Annotated in this window: 18 protein-coding genes; 14 read left to right on the forward strand and 4 right to left on the reverse strand. The window is 51.8% G+C overall.

The genetic code is table 11. From position 1 onward, the window contains the following. The first annotated feature begins 7 nt into the window (after positions 1-7). Entirely contained in the window at positions 8-1,345 is a 1,338-nt protein-coding gene (gene glnA / locus JOE21_RS01325; RefSeq protein ID WP_309861409.1) for a type I glutamate--ammonia ligase, read from the forward strand. Positions 1,346-1,437: 92 nt separating this feature from the next. On the opposite strand, the gene JOE21_RS17740 is transcribed toward glnA, so the two are convergent. Beyond that, entirely contained in the window at positions 1,438-1,581 is a 144-nt protein-coding gene (locus tag JOE21_RS17740; RefSeq protein WP_374709291.1) for a DUF2087 domain-containing protein, read from the reverse strand. Positions 1,582-1,724: 143 nt separating this feature from the next. Next, positions 1,725-2,909, reverse strand: a complete 1,185-nt coding sequence (locus JOE21_RS01330) for a CapA family protein (protein ID WP_309861412.1) — start codon at positions 2,907-2,909, stop codon at positions 1,725-1,727. 308 nt (positions 2,910-3,217) lie between these two features. Here JOE21_RS01330 and asnS point away from each other — a divergent pair, with 308 nt between their 5' ends. From asnS to JOE21_RS01360, 6 genes are all read left to right on the forward strand, one after another. Further along, positions 3,218-4,507 carry an asparagine--tRNA ligase gene (gene asnS, locus JOE21_RS01335; protein ID WP_309861414.1) on the forward strand — a complete coding sequence of 430 codons (1,290 nt, stop codon included), beginning with the start codon at positions 3,218-3,220 and terminating at the stop codon, positions 4,505-4,507. A 166-nt stretch (positions 4,508-4,673) separates the two neighbouring features. Then, positions 4,674-5,402, forward strand: coding sequence for a DnaD domain protein (locus tag JOE21_RS01340; RefSeq protein WP_309861417.1), 729 nt, complete (start codon positions 4,674-4,676; stop codon positions 5,400-5,402). Between the two features lie 107 nt (positions 5,403-5,509). Beyond that, a complete protein-coding gene (locus tag JOE21_RS01345) occupies positions 5,510-7,786 on the forward strand; it encodes a YheC/YheD family protein (protein ID WP_309861420.1) in 2,277 nt (758 codons plus the stop codon). 152 nt (positions 7,787-7,938) lie between these two features. Next, positions 7,939-9,210, forward strand: coding sequence for an ammonium transporter (locus JOE21_RS01350; RefSeq protein WP_309861423.1), 1,272 nt, complete (start codon positions 7,939-7,941; stop codon positions 9,208-9,210). A 61-nt stretch (positions 9,211-9,271) separates the two neighbouring features. Next, on the forward strand, positions 9,272-10,279 hold the full coding sequence (locus tag JOE21_RS01355; RefSeq protein WP_309861426.1) for a DUF294 nucleotidyltransferase-like domain-containing protein: 1,008 nt from the start codon (positions 9,272-9,274) through the stop codon (positions 10,277-10,279). Continuing rightward, positions 10,276-10,989 carry an exonuclease domain-containing protein gene (locus JOE21_RS01360; protein WP_309861429.1) on the forward strand — a complete coding sequence of 238 codons (714 nt, stop codon included), beginning with the start codon at positions 10,276-10,278 and terminating at the stop codon, positions 10,987-10,989. The genes JOE21_RS01355 and JOE21_RS01360 overlap by 4 nt, the downstream gene beginning before the upstream one ends. A 177-nt stretch (positions 10,990-11,166) precedes the next feature. On the opposite strand, the gene JOE21_RS01365 is transcribed toward JOE21_RS01360, so the two are convergent. Together JOE21_RS01365 and JOE21_RS01370 are read right to left on the reverse strand one after the other, a co-directional pair. Beyond that, the gene (locus JOE21_RS01365; protein ID WP_309861434.1) at positions 11,167-12,576 is read right to left on the reverse strand and encodes a UDP-N-acetylmuramoyl-tripeptide--D-alanyl-D-alanine ligase; all 1,410 of its coding nucleotides are present in this window, start codon (positions 12,574-12,576) and stop codon (positions 11,167-11,169) included. A gap of 247 nt (positions 12,577-12,823) precedes the next feature. Further along, on the reverse strand, positions 12,824-13,504 hold the full coding sequence (locus JOE21_RS01370) for a TerC family protein (protein ID WP_309861437.1): 681 nt from the start codon (positions 13,502-13,504) through the stop codon (positions 12,824-12,826). Between the two features lie 262 nt (positions 13,505-13,766). On the opposite strand from JOE21_RS01370, the gene JOE21_RS01375 reads away from it, so the two are divergent. The 7 genes from JOE21_RS01375 to JOE21_RS01405 all read left to right on the forward strand — a co-directional run bounded on the left by JOE21_RS01375 (position 13,767) and on the right by JOE21_RS01405 (position 19,518). Then, entirely contained in the window at positions 13,767-14,498 is a 732-nt protein-coding gene (locus JOE21_RS01375; protein ID WP_309861440.1) for an EcsC family protein, read from the forward strand. Between the two features lie 165 nt (positions 14,499-14,663). Continuing rightward, a complete protein-coding gene (locus JOE21_RS01380) occupies positions 14,664-15,413 on the forward strand; it encodes a sugar phosphate nucleotidyltransferase (RefSeq protein WP_309861442.1) in 750 nt (249 codons plus the stop codon). Next, positions 15,410-16,411: a dTDP-glucose 4,6-dehydratase gene (gene rfbB, locus JOE21_RS01385; protein WP_309861445.1), complete on the forward strand. Its 1,002-nt coding sequence runs from the start codon at positions 15,410-15,412 to the stop codon at positions 16,409-16,411. The genes JOE21_RS01380 and rfbB overlap by 4 nt, the downstream gene beginning before the upstream one ends. Then, positions 16,408-17,265, forward strand: coding sequence for a dTDP-4-dehydrorhamnose reductase (gene rfbD, locus JOE21_RS01390; protein WP_309861448.1), 858 nt, complete (start codon positions 16,408-16,410; stop codon positions 17,263-17,265). The genes rfbB and rfbD overlap by 4 nt, the downstream gene beginning before the upstream one ends. Further along, entirely contained in the window at positions 17,262-17,717 is a 456-nt protein-coding gene (locus tag JOE21_RS01395) for a dTDP-4-dehydrorhamnose 3,5-epimerase family protein (protein ID WP_309861450.1), read from the forward strand. Before rfbD ends, JOE21_RS01395 begins: the two co-directional genes overlap by 4 nt. A gap of 158 nt (positions 17,718-17,875) precedes the next feature. Next, positions 17,876-18,778 (forward strand): glycosyltransferase, encoded by a 903-nt coding sequence (locus JOE21_RS01400; protein ID WP_309861453.1) that lies wholly within the window; start codon positions 17,876-17,878, stop codon positions 18,776-18,778. Beyond that, a complete protein-coding gene (locus JOE21_RS01405) occupies positions 18,775-19,518 on the forward strand; it encodes a glycosyltransferase family 2 protein (protein ID WP_309861456.1) in 744 nt (247 codons plus the stop codon). The genes JOE21_RS01400 and JOE21_RS01405 overlap by 4 nt, the downstream gene beginning before the upstream one ends. Positions 19,519-19,530: the final 12 nt, after the last annotated feature.

Here is a 19,530-nt window from a genome sequence, read left to right on the forward strand (position 1 = left end):
AAAACGCATGCCCAAAGGTTTGACCAAAGAAAACATCCTGCAATCAGTCAAGGAAAACAACGTGCAATACATCCGCCTGCAATTTACGGATCTCCTGGGAACGATTAAAAACGTGGAGATTCCGACCAGCCAGCTGGAGAAAGCACTGGACAACAAGATGATGTTTGACGGATCCTCCATTGAAGGGTTCGTCCGGATCGAAGAATCCGACATGTATCTATATCCTGATCTGGATACATGGGTGATCTACCCCTGGGGAGGCGGGGAAGGCAAAGTAGCCGGTTTGGTGTGCGACGTGTACAATCCGGACGGCACTCCTTTTGAAGGAGACCCTCGCGGGATCCTGAAGAAGGTGTTGAAAGAAGCCGAAGAATTGGGCTTCAACGCATTCAACGTCGGTCCTGAGCCGGAATTCTTCCTGTTCAAGTCCGATGAAAAAGGGGAAGCAACCCTGGACCTGAACGATAAAGGCGGATACTTCGACCTCGCTCCCTTGGATCTGGGTGAGAACTGCCGCCGGGATATTGTGGTCACTCTGGATCAAATGGGTTTTGAAGTGGAGGCTTCCCACCACGAAGTGGCTCCGGGACAGCATGAAATCGACTTTAAATACGCCAACGCCGTGACCGCTGCCGACAACATTCAGATCTTCAAGCTGGTGGTGAAAAACATCGCACGCCGCTACGGCCTGCATGCCACCTTTATGCCGAAGCCGCTGTTCGGTGTGAACGGTTCCGGAATGCATACGCACCAATCCTTGTTCCGGGGAGGAGAGAACTCCTTCTTTGATGAGTCCGACGAGCTGGGTCTCTCCACAACGGCACGTCAGTACCTGGCCGGTATCTTGAAACATGCTAAAGCGTTTACTGCCATCACCAACCCGCTGGTTAACTCCTACAAGCGTCTGGTGCCTGGCTTCGAAGCCCCCTGTTATGTGGCATGGTCTCCTAAAAACCGTAGTCCGCTGGTTCGGGTTCCGGCATCACGCGGCTTGTCCACCCGGATTGAGGTTCGCAGTCCCGACCCGTCCGCCAACCCTTACCTGGCTCTGGCCGTTATGCTGAAAGCCGGTTTGGACGGCATCAAAAACAAGCTGGAAGTGCCGAAGGAAACCGATCGTAACATTTATATCATGGATGAAAGAGAACTCGAGGAAGCAGGAATCGATAGCCTGCCGGGCAACTTGAAGGAAGCGCTGGAGGAATTGAGAAAGAATGCGGTAATCCGCGAAGCGTTGGGTGAACACGCTTTTGCCCACTTCATCGAAGCCAAGGAAATCGAGTGGGATATGTTCCGCACCCAAGTGCACCCCTGGGAACGGGAGCAATACATTTCCTTATACTAAACCCATCGAAAAAAACCCTCCTCATCATAAATGGGGAGGGTTTTTCTGTTGTAAATATGGAGCTTTATTCGCTTTGTATGTTTTGCGAACATTCATCCTCCCATTTCCGGTACGGACCACATCTCCCGTGGGTTTCGTTCGTAAATCCCCTGTTCCCGGAACAGGATGTGATGAACCACCATTTCTCGTCGCAAAGTTGCAGTGTCTTCATGAAACTGGGCTAAAATCTGATTCACTTCAAGGATTTGTATAAGAAGTTTTTAATACCCAATTGTAAACAAGTTTGCATCACAAACAAAATGAACAAAAAAGCCTTATCCGTCAAAGAATAAGGCTGGAAAATCAACAAGAGGCCGCCTGAAGGAGGCAGCCGATGAAGCTATTTTCGTTTGGAGGGATGTTCGCTTTCCAAGGGTTTCGGAGAATGAACAGGGATGGTATCCCACTGAGTCATATGACGGGTTGTCCGCTCCCTGGAGGATTGCCACGCCTCGGTTTGTAAAGCGGGGTATTTCATGTCGGGTTTTTCCTCGGTCAGGGGGAGAACAACAAACCGGCGTTCTCCTTTACTCGGATATTTGTGAACCATGGTCGGGATAAAGGAGGCCCCCTCCAATCGGACCGGTCCGTCGGGCTTGTCCCGGATCAGATCCAGGTATAAGATCATCCCATCGTTGGTGTGGGGAGCCAATTGGTCGGAAATAAAGTTGCCTAAGGAGTAGACGACGAACTTTGCGCCTTCCGGGTGGTCGATTCTCTTCATGGGCTGGAGCACATGAGGATGACTGCCTAAGACGGCGTCAGCGCCATGGTCCAGGATTTGTTGCACCAGAGCCCGCTGTTCCTGGTTAGGTTCCCGCTGGTATTCCTGACCGAAGTGTAGGAGGACCGTGATCCAATCTGCCCCCTGTTCCCTGCTGTACTTAATATCTTTCCGGATTTGTTCCAGGTCGATCACATTGACTAAATAGGGTTGGTCCGCTGGGACAGGCAGGCCATTGGTGCCGTAGGTGTAGGCGGCAAAGGAGAGGGTGATTCCATTTTTCTCAATGAACACAGGCCCCTGCTCTTCCGGAGAAGGAGCCGAACCGACCGGTTGCAAACCGCTTTTCTTCAATTGATGGTAGGTGTCCCGTACGCCTTGTGGACCTGCATCCATGGTGTGGTTGTTGGCAGTTGTCATCAGATGAAATCCCGCTTCTCGAAGGGCATCCGCCAACGCACCCGGGGAACGGAACAGGGGATAACCGGTGTAGGGTTCACCAGGCAGGGTGGTTTCCAGATTGCCGATGGTGACATCCGCATCTTTTAAAAAGGGAGCCACTTCCTGAAAAAAAGGAGTAAAATGATATCCGCCATCCGGTTGTTTCCCTGCGGTAATCTGGGTGTTATGCATCATGATATCTCCCACTGCCGCCACTCGCACCTGTTGCGGTTTTGGTTTCGACTCCGGTTGATCGGCTGCGGAAGGGGCTTCCGCTTGCAGTGAATTGATTGTATCGACTCCACTGCAAGCGGTGACGAAGACGCAGATCAGGATGGTACCAATCCATTTTCGTTTCATGCTTGATTCCACCTGTCGATAGGATGGTTTTCTTTCTCTATATTCTCTACTTCATTATAGAAAAGTCTTTTCCTTCTTTCTCGGAATCATTCTAAAGTGGAAAAAATGAGGGTTCGTTGACCCGTTTTTTTCCCAGGGGTATAATGAACAGGTCAAGAAAACAGATGACATTACCCTTTTCAGGGAGATATTTTAGAGGGCTTCGCCTAAAGAAGAGGTTGCCCTTTTCAAGGACGACAATGGAAAGGGGCTTCGCCCAAAGAAGAGGTTGCCCTTTTCAAGACGACAATGATAAGAGGGGTTGTATCGTGCTGACGACCATAAGCAAACTTTCCACTCATGAAGGAGAAAAGGTGAGGTTGGGCGCCTGGCTTTACAACAAACGCTCCAGCGGTAAAATTCTCTTTTTGCAGCTTCGGGATGGAACCGGCTTTATCCAGGGTGTGCTTTTGAAAAAACAAGTGGAACCAGCTGTCTGGGAGCAGGCAAAGGAGTTGCCGCAAGAGAGTTCTCTGTACGTGGAAGGCACGGTTCGTGCCGATGAGCGGGCACCCAGCGGTTATGAGTTGGACGTGACAGGCTTGGAAGTAATCCAGGCTGCCGACGAATATCCGATTGCTTTGAAAGAGCACGGAGTCGAGTTTTTGATGGATCATCGTCATTTGTGGATCCGCTCTCCCCGCCAACGGGCGATCCTGCGAATCCGCGCCGAAATTATCCGCCAAATTCAGGATTGGTTGGATCGGGAGCAGTTTACCCTGGTGGATCCTCCCGTGCTAACCCCTTCTTCCTGCGAGGGAACGACCAATCTGTTCCACACTAAATATTTCGACGAAGACGCCTACCTGACACAGAGTGGTCAGTTATATATGGAAGCGGCTGCAATGGCGTTAGGGCGGGTGTACTCCTTTGGTCCTACATTCCGTGCCGAAAAATCAAAAACCCGTCGCCACCTGATCGAGTTTTGGATGATCGAGCCGGAGATGGCTTTCGTCGATCATGATCAGAGCCTTCAAGTGCAGGAAGGCCTCCTTTCTCATGTGGTGCAAGCGGTCCTGCAAAATTGCGCCGTTGAGCTGGAGGTATTGGGACGGGACACGGCTGCTCTGGCCAATGTGAAGGCACCGTTTCCGCGGATCACCTATGATGAAGCGGTGGAGCTGCTTCGACGGGAAGGGATGCCGTTTGAGTGGGGGGAGGACTTTGGGGCTCCCCATGAAACAAAGATCGCGGAAAGCTTTGATCGGCCCGTATTTATTACGCATTATCCGACTGAGGTAAAAGCGTTTTATATGAAACCGGATCCCGAGCGTCCGGAAGTGGCGCTTTGCGCCGATTTGATCGCTCCAGAAGGTTATGGGGAGATCATAGGCGGCAGCCAGCGGATTGACGATCCGAAATTGCTGGAACAACGCTTCGAAGAACACGAGCTTCCGTTGGAAGCGTATGGTTGGTATATGGATCTTCGTAAATACGGCAGTGTTCCCCATTCCGGTTTTGGATTAGGTTTGGAACGGACTGTTGCCTGGATTTGTGGTCTGGACCACGTTCGGGAGACCATTCCGTTCCCTCGTATGCTAAACCGTCTCTATCCCTGATGGCATGTTTTGCTGGAAGCAGCCCCGGTGTGACTGCACCGGGGCTCTCGTTTCCTTTTTCAAGTCTTTTTTTCATCAGGGACGGTTGATATAGTGAAGGTGAGAGGTGGATGCCCTTTCAAGGACGGCGAATGGGGAGGGACTTCACCCAAAGGAGTAGATGCCAATGGACCGCAAATGGTCTCCGCACGCGGTGCTCGTGGACATGCTGCGTCGGGGTTCGACGTCTGTTCCAGTAATGTTGTTTACGGAATATCGCAGACTGGGATTGACGGAAGGGGAAGTGATGCTCCTGATGCACATTCTCGTGTTTCAGGAAAAAGAGGGGACGCCATTTCCTACGGTCAGTCAGCTGGAAGAGCGGATGAGCACATCCGCGGAACAAATCGTTCAATGGTTGCAAAAGCTGGTTCGGGGTGGATTCTTGTCCATCGAGGAATCGGTCAATCAGGACGGGTTGAGAAGTGAACGATACTCGCTGGCACCGCTTCTGCAACAGTTGGCTGCTTCCTATCTGGACAGGGAACCGGAGGGGGCGGATGAAGCGGTAGAAGAGGCATACGATAACTTGTTCCAACTCTTTGAACGGGAATTTGGACGCCCTTTGTCACCGATGGAATGTGAAACGCTGACACAGTGGCTGGATGAGGACCGTCACCCGGAGTCACTAATCGCTGCCGCCCTGCGAGAAGCGGTATTTTGTGGGAAATTAAGTTGTCGCTACGTGGACCGTATATTGTTGGAGTGGCAACGAAATCAAGTGAAAACACCGGAAGAAGCGGTAGAATTTTCCCGTAAGTTTCGAAATAGAGGATTGCTATATCAATCCGAGAGTGGGCGAGAAAAGGAAGGAAGTTCTTCTTTTTCTTTCTACAATTGGGTCAATCAAGGATGACGGAGAGCCTGACGGGCTTTTTCGTCTATTTTTTTTGCAATCGGGCGTTTGTGTTACGTACCTCTGAGTTTCTACGCATATGATGGCAGGGACAGGAGGGATCAGGGTTGTCTAACTTTGATGTGGGGGTTATGATCAGCCGTCGTGTGTTCGGGGATTGTTTGAGGGAGACATCCCCTTATGAATCATTGGCTTTATATGACGAGGGGGGGCGGAAAGAGGGTTTTTCCCCGGTGTTTTTTACTATCGATCAAATTCGTTTCGCCGATTGGACGGTGAATGGTGTCATACGGGACGGGACAGGCTGCTTCCGGTGGAAACGCGTACCGTTGCCCCGCCTGATTCACAATCGGATAAAGCCTATGATTCACACGCCAGCTCTGACCCGATTGCAACGATGGCCGGGTACCACCTTGTTTAACGGAGAAAATCGATTGGATAAATGGCGGGTGGACCGCATTCTGCGAAAAAACCCTGATTTGGCCCAACGTTTGCCGGAAACGGCTCTCGCTTCACAAGAAGAGATGATTCGCTTGCTGGACACCTATGGCTCCGTCTATGTGAAGCCGCGAGATCGCAGCTTGGGATTAGGGATTCTAAGGGTGGATCGGGTTGGAAAGACGGGGAAAGTGAAAGTGGTGGAAGCGAATGGGAGCCGTGGTGAGATCGGATCTCTGTCCTCCTTCTGCAAAATCTTCCGAGTGGTAGGGAAAAGACCTTTTTATCTGATCCAGCAAGCCATTCCGCTGGTGGAGGAGGACGGGTGCCCAGTCGATTTACGGGTTACTGTACAACGGGATGGTACGGGAGAATGGCAGGTAAGCGGAATGGTCGCCAAGAAAGGCCTCCGTTACGGGATTGTCACCAACGTGGCGGCGGGAGGGGTGGCAGTAAAAATCGATCCGGTGTTGAAGACGGCGTTTCCCGATTCGGAACGACGGGAGCAAGTCCGGAAGCATGTCGTAGAAACGGCTGTGGCAGCAGCTCGACAATTATCCCGAAAGGTCCCGTATTTAGCTGACCTCGGAATGGATATCGGGGTGGATAGAGAGGGGAATGTTTGGATTATCGAGGTGAACGGCCGTGATCTCCGGATCACGTTTCGTCATGCAAAGGAATTGGAAATTTGGCGAGATACTTTTCACAAACCGATGCAGTATGCAGCCTACTTATTAAATCATACAAAGCGGGCGGCTGGAAGCGACACTGCATTTCTCACCCCCGGTTCACTACGTATGAAAGGGAAGCGATCAGGATCGGTGGAAACTGCTGTACGGCATCTAGCGGAGGCTTTGTCCAAGAACGACACGGTGTATGTGATCGGTAAGGGAGTGGCCGATTTGGGAGAGGCTATGGGGATAGAGGTTCGTTCCCCGAATACTCGCGGGTACTTGGAGGGAGCATTGGGGGAGTTGAAACGGTTGAGTCCCCGATGGGTGCAAGTAGAAAACCGCCCCACCTTTGTGCCCCATGTGAAAAGGATTTGTCCGGATGCTAAGGTGGTTCTCTCTCTCCATTCAGACCGTTATTTGATGCCGCCGCACCTGGAAACGAAGAAACGCGCCCGTTTTTTGTCAATTTGTGATGGGGTCCTGACCAACAGTCAGTTTCTGAAAAATCGCCTGCTTCGATGGGTGCCCGAATTGGAAGGGCGGGTGAAGACTCTGCCGTTGGGGGTAGATTTGAAGCGCTTTTTGCCGCGGGAGGATCCCCTTTCCATGGAACGCAGGAAACGGATGAGGAAACGGTGGGGAATCCGTGAATCGGACCGTTTACTATTATTTGTGGGGCGTTGGATTCCGCAAAAAGGGATCCACCATCTGCTCAAAGCTTTGCCCAAGATCATTCAACACGAATCCAACATCCGCCTAGTCATCGTTGGGGGGAGTCACTATGGCAAAAATCTAGAGACCCACTATGTACGATACGTAAAAAAACTGGCAAAACCCCTGGGGGATATTGTGAGTTGGATGCCTTTTATTCCACATATGGATATTCCCAAATGTTACGCGGCAGCGGATTTGTTGGTGGTTCCATCTACGGGAAGTGAAGCGTTCGGTTTGGTTAATCTGGAGGGAATGGCTTCTTCCTTGCCAGTGGTTTCGGTTCGTACCGGCGGGATACCAGAAGTGGTAGAGGACGGGAAGACGGGGATTCTGGTGGATCCGGCACCGCAACATCTCCCGAAAGCTCTTGCAGATGCTTGCAGTCGATTGTTATCCGACCCCGATAAAATGAAAGATATGGGTAAAAATGGACAAAAACGAGCGGAACAGTTTGGTTGGAGCCATGTAGCGGAGCAGTGGGTACGATTGCGGAGTGATTGGGAGAAGACCCGCTTTCACGTTCAGCTTTCTGATCTCGGGGTAAAGCGCTTCTGTTAAGAGGTGCTTACCCCTTTTTGCATGTAATCATACATAAGATGTAAGGGAAATTAACAAAAAAGTATTGCGCTTTTTACGGGGGTCATGGTATTATACAAAACAAATGTTAGATAACATCACATTAAACATCATGAGAGGTCAGGTGATCCGATTTGGAAGGTGTTCAATTGTCCATCGATGCAGTCTGGATCATGCTTTGTGCTATTCTTGTTATTTTTATGCAAGCCGGTTTTGCTCTGTTGGAAGCCGGGTCCACCCGGATGAAAAACGCGGGTCACGTGGCTGGCAAACAAATGCTGAGCTTTTCCTTGGTCGGTTTGGTTTTTTGGGCAGTAGGATACGGCGTCGCATTCGGAGACAGCAATGGGGTGTTCGGCACCTCGGGCTGGTTCCTTAACTTTCCGGCCGTTGAAGGAGAAATTCCGCTGGAAATTTCCTTCCTGTTCCAAATGGCATTTGCAGCAGTTGCAGCTGCAATCGCCTGGGGAGGATTTGCAGAGCGGGCCAAGCTGAGTGTGTACGTCATCTTCGGGATCTTGTTCACGGCTGTGATTTATCCGGTGGTCGCCCATTGGGTCTGGGGTGACGGCGGTTGGTTGGAAGCGCTTGGGAAACAGGATTTCGCCGGATCCACCGTGGTTCACCTGCAAGGGGGAATCGCAGCATTGGTGGCCACGTTGCTGTTGGGGCCCCGGATCGGGAAATTTACTTCCGACGGAAAACCAAACGCCATTCCAGGTCACAACCAAGTGTACACCGTGCTGGGTGTTGCCATCATCTGGCTGGGATGGTTCGGATTTAATCCTGGCAGCACACTGGAAGCTGGAGACGGATTTTTCGGTTATGTCGCACTGACGACTTATTTGGCTGCGGCGGCGGGTGCCCTGGCTGCCCTGGCGACGGTAAAGGGCGTATTGGGTAAAGCGGATGTTCCGATGATGTTAAATGGCATATTGGCCGGTTTGGTGGCCATTACGGCAGCCTGTGCCTTTGTCGAACCCTGGGCAGCGGTATTGGTGGGTGCGATTGCCGGATCGTTGACGGTGTTTACGTCCCTGTACTTTGAGAAAAAGGGTATTGACGATCCGATTTACGCGTTCTCCGTTCACGGTGTCGCCGGGATCTGGGGAACACTGTCCACAGGGTTTTTCGCTTCCCCCCGCCTGGTTGAAATCGCTGGTGCAGGGCAAGCCGGACTCTTCTACGGCGGCGGTTTCACCCAGCTGGGCGTTCAGGCGTTGGGAGTGGCTGTGGCAGGGTTGTATGTAGCCGTTGCTTCTTTCATTATCCTGTGGGTGTTGGATAAAACGATTGGTTTGCGTGTAACTGAGGAAGATGAAGTGATGGGTCTTGATTTGAGTGAACACGGCTCCTATGGTTATCCTGAGCAGATGAAGCAGGAACCCGGTACGGTCAAAGGATAAGCGCTCTAATCAAGGAAGGGGGAATCCCCTTCCTATACCCATTTTGGTTGGGGGGAAGACGATGAATCCGGCTTTTTGGCTGGAACAACACCGTGGTTGGGGCCGATGGGTAAAGGAGTGTTTGGATGAGAACGGCGAAGTCATCGGGATCCAGAGCGCTCTCCAAGCTAAACATGACCACCTTTATCAGCAAGTGTGGGAGTGGGCGGCTAACCAGGCGCGATCCAAAGGTGATTTCGTACCTTCGTCCGGTTCCTGGTTTATGATGGGAAGTGCCGGCAGGGAAGAGGCACCGTTGTGGACCGATCAGGATCATGGGATCTTGTTGGCTGATGATGAGGACCGGGAAAGGGTGACTGCCTTTACCCATCTGTTGGTGGAGGGCTTGCAGCAAGCAGGCTATCCCCGTTGTCCAGGCAAGGTGATGGCATCGGAATCGATTTGGCAGGGAACCCGCCGGGAGTGGAAAAGCCGCTTGGAAAAGTGGTTTGCGGGAAACAGCCGCGACGACGCTCGTTATCTGATGATTGCTGCCGATGCCCGTGTGGTGGCGGGAGAGAGGGAGTGGATCAAGGAGTGGCGGAACCATTTCTTTCAGTTGGCTTCCCGATATCCCCATGTGTTACGGCGGGAAGCGGACCGCCGTTCCCGCACTCCTTTGGGGCTATGGGGACGTCTTCACCGGGAGCGGTATGGAGTCCTTGCCGGGAAGGTGCCGATCAAGGAGGGAGGGTATCTCCTGATGGTGGATGCGTTGCGGCTGTGGTCGCTTGTTCACGAGGTGAAGGAAACTTCCACCCGTCAAAGGATCCGGGGAGTGGGAAATTGCCTCGGCTGGTCCCGGCAACGGGTGGAGGCCCTAACTGACGCGTTGGACGTCTTCCTGGAATTTCGCCTTTGCGGAAGTCTGGAAGAGGAGGGCAACCCCAATTATGTGGATCCGGCCCAGCATCCTTCTAAGCGGATTCAAAGGTTGAAAAAGGCTTTCTCTTTATCCCGGGATATTTGGCGGGAGGTTGGCCGTGATCTGGACCGCCTGGCTGCCGAAATAGGAGATCAGAGGTTATGAACGGGGGAAAGGATTGGTTCCGGTGGCTGCGGGATAGAGGATGGACCGCCGGAGCAAATCGGTCGTTTCAGCAGGAAGCATGGGTCCGTTCCCTGATTCAGGAGGCCAAGTCACAGCGACAGTTGTCCGTTCCCCTTCAAGAACTCACCTTTATCGTCGTCGACCTGGAAACCACGGGTTTTCGCCCGCATCATGGGGATGAGATCATCGCAATCGGAGCGGTAAAGGTGGAAAAAGGAAAAGTGGTACCCGACAAGCGGTTTCATACCCTGGTGCGTCCCCAGGGGAAGATTCCAGATGTCGTTGTTCGCCTTACCGGCATTACCGAGGATGCGGTAAAGTCCGCCCCCTCCTTGGCGAATGCACTGCAGTCCTGGTTGGAGTTTACAGGGTCCAACATCTTGGTGGCTTATGGGGCCGGTTTGGATGCCTCTTTCCTGAAGGCGGGTTTGAAAAAAACATGGGGAGCCTCGTTGCAGCATCGTTTTTTGGATGTTTGGCTGCTGGCCCGCTGGTTGCACCCTAGCCTTCCCGACCACTCCCTGGAACGTCTGCTCCACCGCTACGGGATTGCCTTGCAAGGACGGCATACGGCCGACGGGGATGCCTGGATGACCGCTCAATTGTGGGAAAAGATGCTGAACGATTTTCAGGATCACCACCTGGAAAACCTGGGTCAGTTGTATGCCGCACTCAACCAGTCACGGTAACCACTCCAATAGAATTCAAAGAAACCGGCTCCTCACGGTGAGGAGCCGGTTTCTCATGGATCACATCCCAAAGATCAGGGGTTAATTTTAAACTAGTTTGTAATACAGATCGATGGATAAAAAAGTGCCGCATCTAAACCAGACGCGGAGAATTCGGCTGAATGACCAAAGCCCGCCTTATCCCCGGGCGGGGAGGCGGGCAAGATCATCCACGATCTTTTCCATCTTCAGCTTACGGGAGCCTTTGAAGTAGATGACACTGTTTTGAGGAGCATACTTTAGGAAACGAATCAGCTCTGCACGATTTGAATAATGAATGACCCGCTTAGGGTCCATGCCCTGACTGATTGCGGTTCTGCCGATTTCGCGGGAATTGCTTCCGTAGGTGACCAATAGAGATAGAGACTGGTTGGCTGTGTGAACCCCTACATCCCGATGACCGGTGTACGTGTATCGACCCAGCTCCATCATGTCACCCAAAACGGCGATCGGGATTCGTTTCGTTCCTATTGCGATGTTTTTCAAAACGGTTAGTCCTGCTTTCATCGCGGATGGATTAGCGTTCCACGCATCATTGATCAATAGTTTGCCGCTCTTGGCCCGGATTAATTGTAGGCGCATGCGGGGAGGTCTGGAACGGGCGAGTCCGTTTTGGATTTCCTTTTTGGAGTACCCTAAGGAGAGGCAAATGCCGATGGCAGCCAGTGCATTTAAGACGTTATGGTTTCCCCAATGAGGAATGACACAAGGAAATTTTTCATTCCGGATCCGTACGTCAAAGGACATTCCATGGGTACCATATCGGATGTTCTCCCCCCGAATGTCTGCGGAGTTTTGGATGCCGAAAGTACGGACCGTACCATAAAAACGACGGGTGGATAATTGACGAGAGCGGGCACAATCGGCGTTAAGATACAAAATCCCGCCGGGGCGCATACCGTCCACCAATTCCTGTTTGGCTTTGACTACGGTGTCCAGACCGCCCAAGCTTCCGGCGTGCGCTTCCCCCACATTGGTTACCACTCCGACGTTCGGGCGAACGACCCGGCATTGCCGGGCGATGTTATTCAGGGACTTCATTCCCATCTCCAACAGTAGAATGGGATCACCCGGGTTTAATCGGAGAAGATAGGTGGGTAAAAAGGTAAACGTGTTCAGGTTTCCTCGTGTGTGTACGACTCTTGCCCGCTGCTTCAGGACTGCGTATACCATTTCGGTGGTGGTGGATTTTCCCGCACTACCGGTGATTCCCACCACATGTTTGGGAGTGGCCTGTTTCCAGTTCCATGAAGCCAATCGCCAGTAAGCATCGGTAACGGAACGGACGCGGATGATCGCGGTGCGTTCTGGAATGTGAGAGCCCGGAACATCCGATGGCAAGACAACGGCGGCGACGGGGTGGTTTCGGAGTGCCGCCAGCTGTTTTTCAACAGACTGGTGGGTGTCGATAAAATAAACCTGATTGGATGTAAGGGACCGGTAACTTCCCCGGTTGGCCGAGTAAAGAACCCGTCCGGGGTTTCCTCGAACCAATGTTCCACCAATCAGGCGGACGCACTCCTTCAGGGTGACGGATTTCGTGATCACCGCCTCCTCCACTGATACGATTCAATTCCCTATATCGTATTCCCACAGGTGGATGCCGGGACAGGTCATTGGCCCATTTCCAGATTGATTCTCCCTAGATTTTTCCCAGACCGGCTCACACGACGGCGCACCATCCCAATCTTTTTATCAGAAAACGGAAGACGGCGAGCTTTCCGCATAAAATCGAAAAACCCAGGTTCCCTGATCAGGAACCCGGGTTTTTTGTGTTTTGGCGCGGGGGATGTCGTTACCCCTGCTGGATCGATTGCCGTCTCATCCGCGTGATTCGTCCGGCGATAAGGACACCCAGGATGATAAAGAGGATAAGCCCCCATTTCAGAAAAGGCTCTTCAGTGAAGAAGTCTTTCAGATAAGGTTCTCCGACAATCATTTTGCCGGCGGTCCATGCCAGCACTCCCGAACCGATAAAGATGATAATGGGATATTTTTCGATGAATTTGAGGATGATGGTGCTGCCGAATATAATGATCGGAACACTGATCAACAGACCGATGATGACCAACAGATAATTGCTGTGAGCGGCTCCGGCGATGGCCAATACATTATCGAGACCCATGACGGCGTCGGCGATAATGATCGTCTGGATGGCCCCCCACATGCTTTGTTTGGCATCCACCTTTTCATGCTCTTTGTCTTCCGCCAGCAACTTGTAAGCGATCCAGATCAGCAGGATCCCTCCCGCTAAGAGCAGACCCGGGATTTTCAACAGCCAGACCACCGCTAAGGTAGCGACTGCCCGAATGACAATCGCGCCGATCGTTCCCCAAATAATAACCATTCTTTGTTTGTCTTTAGGCACTCTGCGAGCGGCCATTCCGATTACGATGGCGTTGTCGCCGGCCAATACCAGGTCAATAATGATAATGGCGATAAGTGCTTGAAAAAACTCCGCTGAGAATAGTTCCATGACGATTACCCTCTCTTTATCCTGTAGATTTTGTTGAACAAAACAAAAAGACCCTCACCAAATAACGGTAAAGGTCTTGCTAACAACATACGTTGCCAACAAAGCCGGGGATGATCTCCCGTAATGACGACTTTGTTGTAAGCAGCTACTCCCCTTTAACGGAGAAGACTACAGATTCAATTGTTTCTTGCAATTTCATTTTCATCATATGTCACACCCGCCTAGTCGTCAAGTACCATTGTAGAAAAGGAGAGGATTTTAAATGAATGGTGAGCAGCGGGCACGACTGGAATGTATCGCTTGGCAACATCGAATGATGAAACAAGCTTCCTGGTTTACGCAAGCTGCCCAGTCGGTACAGCGGAAGGTGAATGAGCGAATTCCCCAAAAAGTCCATGACGCGATGACTGAAGCAGTCAAAGGAATGGTACAGACTGTATTGACAGGCTCGGAGTGGACGACCAGCCGACACCCTGTCCGTTCCCTTTCCTTTTTGGAGCGGGAGAGACTCATCCGTGAAAAAATCCTCACCTATCGCCGGCTTGCGGCGGTGGAGGGAGCAGGAACCGGTGCAGGTGGCATCCTGTTGGGGTTGGCTGATTTCCCCATGCTGCTATCGCTAAAAATGAAGTTTCTCTATGATGTCGCATCCTTGTATGGATTTGATGTAACCGAGGATCAGGAGCGCCTCTATCTACTTCATATTTTCCAAGTCACCTTCTCCAGCGGCGAGAAACGGACCCAAGCATTTTTGAAATTGCGCAACTGGCACCAAACAATCCAGACTTTCCCCTCCACCAAACAGATGGATTGGCAAGCCTTTCAACAAGATTATCGGGAAACGATTGATCTGCCCAAGCTGCTCCAGCTCATCCCCGGATTTGGAGCCATCGTCGGAGCGGTAGTCAATCACCGCTTCCTGAATGAACTCGGGAAAACCGCGATGAATGCTTACCGCATGCGCCTGTTGGATTCGAGTGGAAAGTCCATTTAAAAAACTAAACCAGTTTGCAACACAAACGAAAATCCCCTTCCAATTCGCTACTCAAAGCGAACTTCCTTAGGGATTTAGGCAAGTCGATCAGTGCCAACTGAACGGCAAACACATAGGATGTAACAGATTTTCGCTTCTTCCGAGGCGAAGGAAGGGGAGGGGGAAATGAAAGGCGTTGTTTTAGCGGGAGGGACTGGTTCCCGCCTGTTTCCCTTAACCAAGGTAACCAACAAGCATTTGCTCCCCGTCGGTCAATATCCGATGATCCTGCATCCGGTAGGTAAGATGACTCAATGTGGCATCCAGGATATTTTGGTGGTGACAGGCTCGGAACACATCGGGGATGTGGTACGTCTCCTGGGGAGCGGAAAAGAGTACGGGGTCCGGTTTACCTATAAAGTACAAGATCGACCAGGGGGAATTGCGGAAGCTCTTTCCCTGGCCCGGGAGTATGCCGAGGGAGAACATCTGTTGGTCATGTTGGGGGATAATGTGTTTGAAGACAATTTGGCCCCTTATGTGAAGGCGTTCAACAGACAAGGATCGGGAGCAAAACTCTTGCTAAAAAGAGTAAAGAATCCCGAACGTTTTGGCGTTGCTGAAGTAAAAGAGGAACGAATTATCCGTATTGAAGAAAAGCCCTCTCGTCCCAAGAGCAATTTGGCTGTAACGGGAATCTACCTGTATGACGAACGTGTGTTTTCATATATTGAGGAATTGGAACCTTCAGCGCGAGGAGAACTGGAGATCACGGATGTGAACAACTGCTATATTCGCGACAGTATTCTCACGTTTGATGTCCTGGAGGGATGGTGGACCGATGCCGGCACTCATCCCTCCCTTCTGCGGGCGCATCAATTAGCCTCCCCGGTTCGTTTGCCTTTTTTTCAAGAGAAAAGGGGGGACATCAAGTGAAGAAACGGATTTTAGTGACCGGAGGGATGGGGTTTATCGGAAGCCACTACATTCGCACACTATTAGCGGAAGAACCCGAAGTGGAAGTAGTCAATGCCGATGCGCTCAAATACGCCTCCAATCCCCTTAATGTGAGGGACGTGGAGGATCATCCTCGCTATCATTTCCGTCAAGTGGATCTATCCCGGGGGGACGATGTGGCGGAGTTGTTTGCCGAAGAACGGATCGACGAAATCGTCCATTTTGCCGCGGAAAGCCATGTGGACCGCAGCATCCAAAGCAGTCTCCCGTTTCTCAAGTCTAATATCACAGGCACATACCATCTTTTGGAAGAAGTTCAGAAAGCCGGATCGACGATTCGAATGGTCCAGGTGTCTACGGATGAGGTATATGGGAGTGTAGATGAGGGACACACGAGTGAAGATACCGTTTTGGCCCCCGGCAATCCCTACTCCGCGAGCAAAGCTGGTGCCGATCTGTTCTGTTTGGCGTACTACAAAACCCATGGTGTGCCGGTTGTCATCACAAGATGCACGAATAACTATGGCCCAAACCAACACCCCGAAAAATTGATTCCTCGATTGATCCTGCGGGCGTTGAAAGGACGGACACTTCCCTTGTACGGGGACGGGCGGCAAGAACGGGATTGGATCCATGTGCGGGATCATTGCCGCGGTGTCGAGTTGGTACGAAAAAAGGGGGAATTAGGAGAAATATACCATATTGGAGCGGAAAAACCAGTCGCCAACCTTGAAATAGCCAAACGGATCGCTGCTGCTCTGCAACAACCGCTGTTTCATATTCAGCACGTTCGTGACCGTCCCGGGCATGATCGCCGTTACAGTCTGGATACAAGCAAGATACGTCGGGAGTTAGGATGGGAACCGGTGATCCCTTTGGATGAGGGATTAACCGATACGATTCGCTGGTATCAGCAACAGACCGATTGGTATGACGGATTCATGACCGATGAATTGAAGGAGCGAACAGAAACGTGAAGATTCTGGTAACGGGTGCCGGTGGTCAGCTTGGACGAGATATCGTCCATACCTTGTCCCTCCACCATGACGTACGGGGATTGGTTCGAGAGGAATGGGATGTAACTCGATTGTCCCACTCCGATCATTGGGTCGAACGGGAGAAACCGGACACCATCATCCACTGTGCGGCGTTCACTCAAGTGGACACATGCGAAACCCAACCTCGGCAAGCTTTCATGACCAATACCATCGCTACCAAACATTTGGCTTCGATCTGCGGGGATCGAGGAATTCGACTTGTCTACATCAGTACAGATTATGTCTTCGACGGTAAACGAAAAGAAGGATATGTAGAAAGTGATCCCGTTTGTCCCATCAACGTATATGGAAAGACCAAATGGATGGGGGAGCGTTGGGTTAGGAAACGGTGTTCACGCTATCTAATCTTACGTACGGCCTGGTTGTTCGGACGGGGCGGGCAACATTTTCCCGGTGCTATGTTGGAACGAGCCAAACGGGGGATGCCGCTTCGAGTGGTAACGGACCAAGTGGGTTGTCCCACTTATACCGGCCACCTGGCCCAAGGCCTGCTGCAATTGCTCGAAAGGGAAGACAGGGGTGTTTTCCACATGGCGGGAAACGGATCCTGTTCCTGGCATGAGTTCGCCGAAGCCGTTTTAGAGGAAGCGGGTATCTGCCACACCGTTATACCGATTACATCCAACGAACTGAAGCGAAGTGCTCCCCGCCCCGCTTGTTCCATCCTCCGGACAGAACGCGACCACCCCTTGCCGCATTGGAGAGAAGGGTTAATCGCCTTTATGCAATCACCGCACAAGACCAGCTCTGAGAGAATGGGGGGAACACCGTGATTGATGGTGTTGTGTTTAAAAAGTTGAAGAAGTACTGTGATGACCGCGGCACATTTATGGAAGTGGTTCGGGATGATGAAGAACTGCTAGAGCGGTTTGGGCAACTTTCAGCTTCGATGTCTTATCCAGGTGTAATCAAGGCTTTTCACTACCATGACCGACAGGACGATTTATGGTATTTCCCTGTCGGCAATGCCCAAGTCGTTTTGTACGACAAACGCCCCGACTCATCCACTCTGGGAAACACCGATGTGTATTACATGGGGGAGGAAAATCCGTCCCTCTTGTTCATTCCCAAGGGAGTAGCTCACGGTTACCGGGTGTTGGGAAACCGGCCCGCGATGATTGTTTATCTCACGACACAGTCCTACCAAGCGAATGCTCCCGATGAACACCGGTTACCGTTTGACGACCCTGAAATCGGGTTCGATTGGAACACCCGTTATCGTTGATGCATAGGCACTGACAGCCGAAAACGTGTGGCACATTTTAGGTGAAAGCTTCGGTTTCGTGTAGCTGTCTTCGGTTCGCAACAAAAACGAAAGGCGATACCGCCCCTCCCTCGCTATGTACTAACCGTACAAGATCATGGATGGAGGAGGGAAATAAAATGAACGTCTGGATTCTTCCGAGTGGTCGATCAAAGGGGGGAGTCTCTCTGCCGTTGTATCCCTGGATTCCCCGGTTGGAATCCTCCGTCGTCCTTCGGTCAGGGATGCGATATCAGTATCGGGAAGGGAGATGGCGGGGGGAGGATGGCGGAAACATCCGATGGGAGGGTGTGGAATGCATCCATGTTGCGGGAGAGAGATGGGAAAAATCAGAGTGGACATTGCCTTCGGGGATTCCCATCCATCAACACCTGGATCGAATCCCCGAAGAAAAACCGAATTGGGAAAACGTTACTTCCGTATCGGTTCCCTCGAAAGAATTGGAAGAACAATTGCGTTCCCTCATTCCCGCGACGACTTCCATCCGTCTGGTGCTACCGACTGTTCCGGAAGTATCCCACCGTTGGGAGACTGCTGGCCGTATCCTGCGGCGAGCTCTTCGGGAACGTTGGGGATTGCAAGGAAAACAAGTATTGGGAATTGTACACGGCACCATCAGCCAGATGGAATGGTCCGGATGTAAAGAAGTGGTAGAAGGGTTGCGGCGAAAGGGATTGAAACGTCTTGCATTGTGTACCTTTTCTCATAAAACGTCACAAGGGGAAGAAGCAGGGCGCAGCTGGGTGGCTGCGGATTGGATGTTGACAGGAGGGGGATCGAACGTCAGCCGAACGCCTCTTCATTTTTGGGCGATGGCACGAGGCATCCCTGTCTTAACCACAGATGTGGGTGACCATGGAGAATGGGTACGCCACCGGCACAACGGACTGTTGTTGACAAGTTCTCAGTGGAAACAGGACCTGGCCCGGTATTTGTATGAATTATGCCGCGACCCTGCTTGGTGGGAAGACTTAGGGCAGAATGGACGCTCTTTGGTTCACAAATGGAAGGTACAGCCATGACTGCGGAGTTGACCAGCATCATTATCCCTGTGCGAAACCAATGGACCTACACGCGACAATGTTTGGCGGCGATTCGTCGTTTTACACCGACCCCCCATGAAGTGATCGTGATTGACAACCGGTCCACAGACGATACCGTCTGGGCGCTGGGCAAACAACCTGGAATCCGTCGTATCCGCAATGAAGTGAACCGGGGTTTCGCCGCCGCCGTTAACCAAGGATTAAAAGCGGCCCGCGGCACAGTCACCGTCCTCCTCAACAACGATACCCTCGTGTCCCACCGCTGGTTGTCCCAACTGCTGACTGTCCTAAAGGCTCATCCCCGTAACGGAATGGTAGGGCCGGTGTCCAACCGAGTCATTCCCGAACAAAAAGTGGCGGTTTCCCTGACAACCCCTCAGGAGGTCCACCGATACTGCGCTCGTCATAACCGGAGTGACCCTCGTCAATGGCGGCAGGCCGATCGTCTTTCCGGCTTTTGCCTGATGTTTCCGACGCGGTTGATCCAGGAGGTTGGGGATTGGGATGAACGGTTTGGAGTCGGGACCTTTGAGGACGACGATTACAGTTGGCGGGTAAAACGTGCAGGTTATCGTTTGATCGTGGCTGGAGATACGTATGTCCACCACTACGGCAGCCGTAGTTTTCGCAAAAGGAGTTACAGAGAATTCCGGAAAATCCTAGAGCAAAACCGACGGTATTTTGAACAAAAACATCAAAAGAACCCAGACCGCTGCTAAATCGGGGTCTGG

The organism is Desmospora profundinema, assembly GCF_031454155.1.
GTDB classification, from domain to species: Bacteria; Bacillota; Bacilli; order Thermoactinomycetales; family DSM-45169; genus Desmospora; species Desmospora profundinema.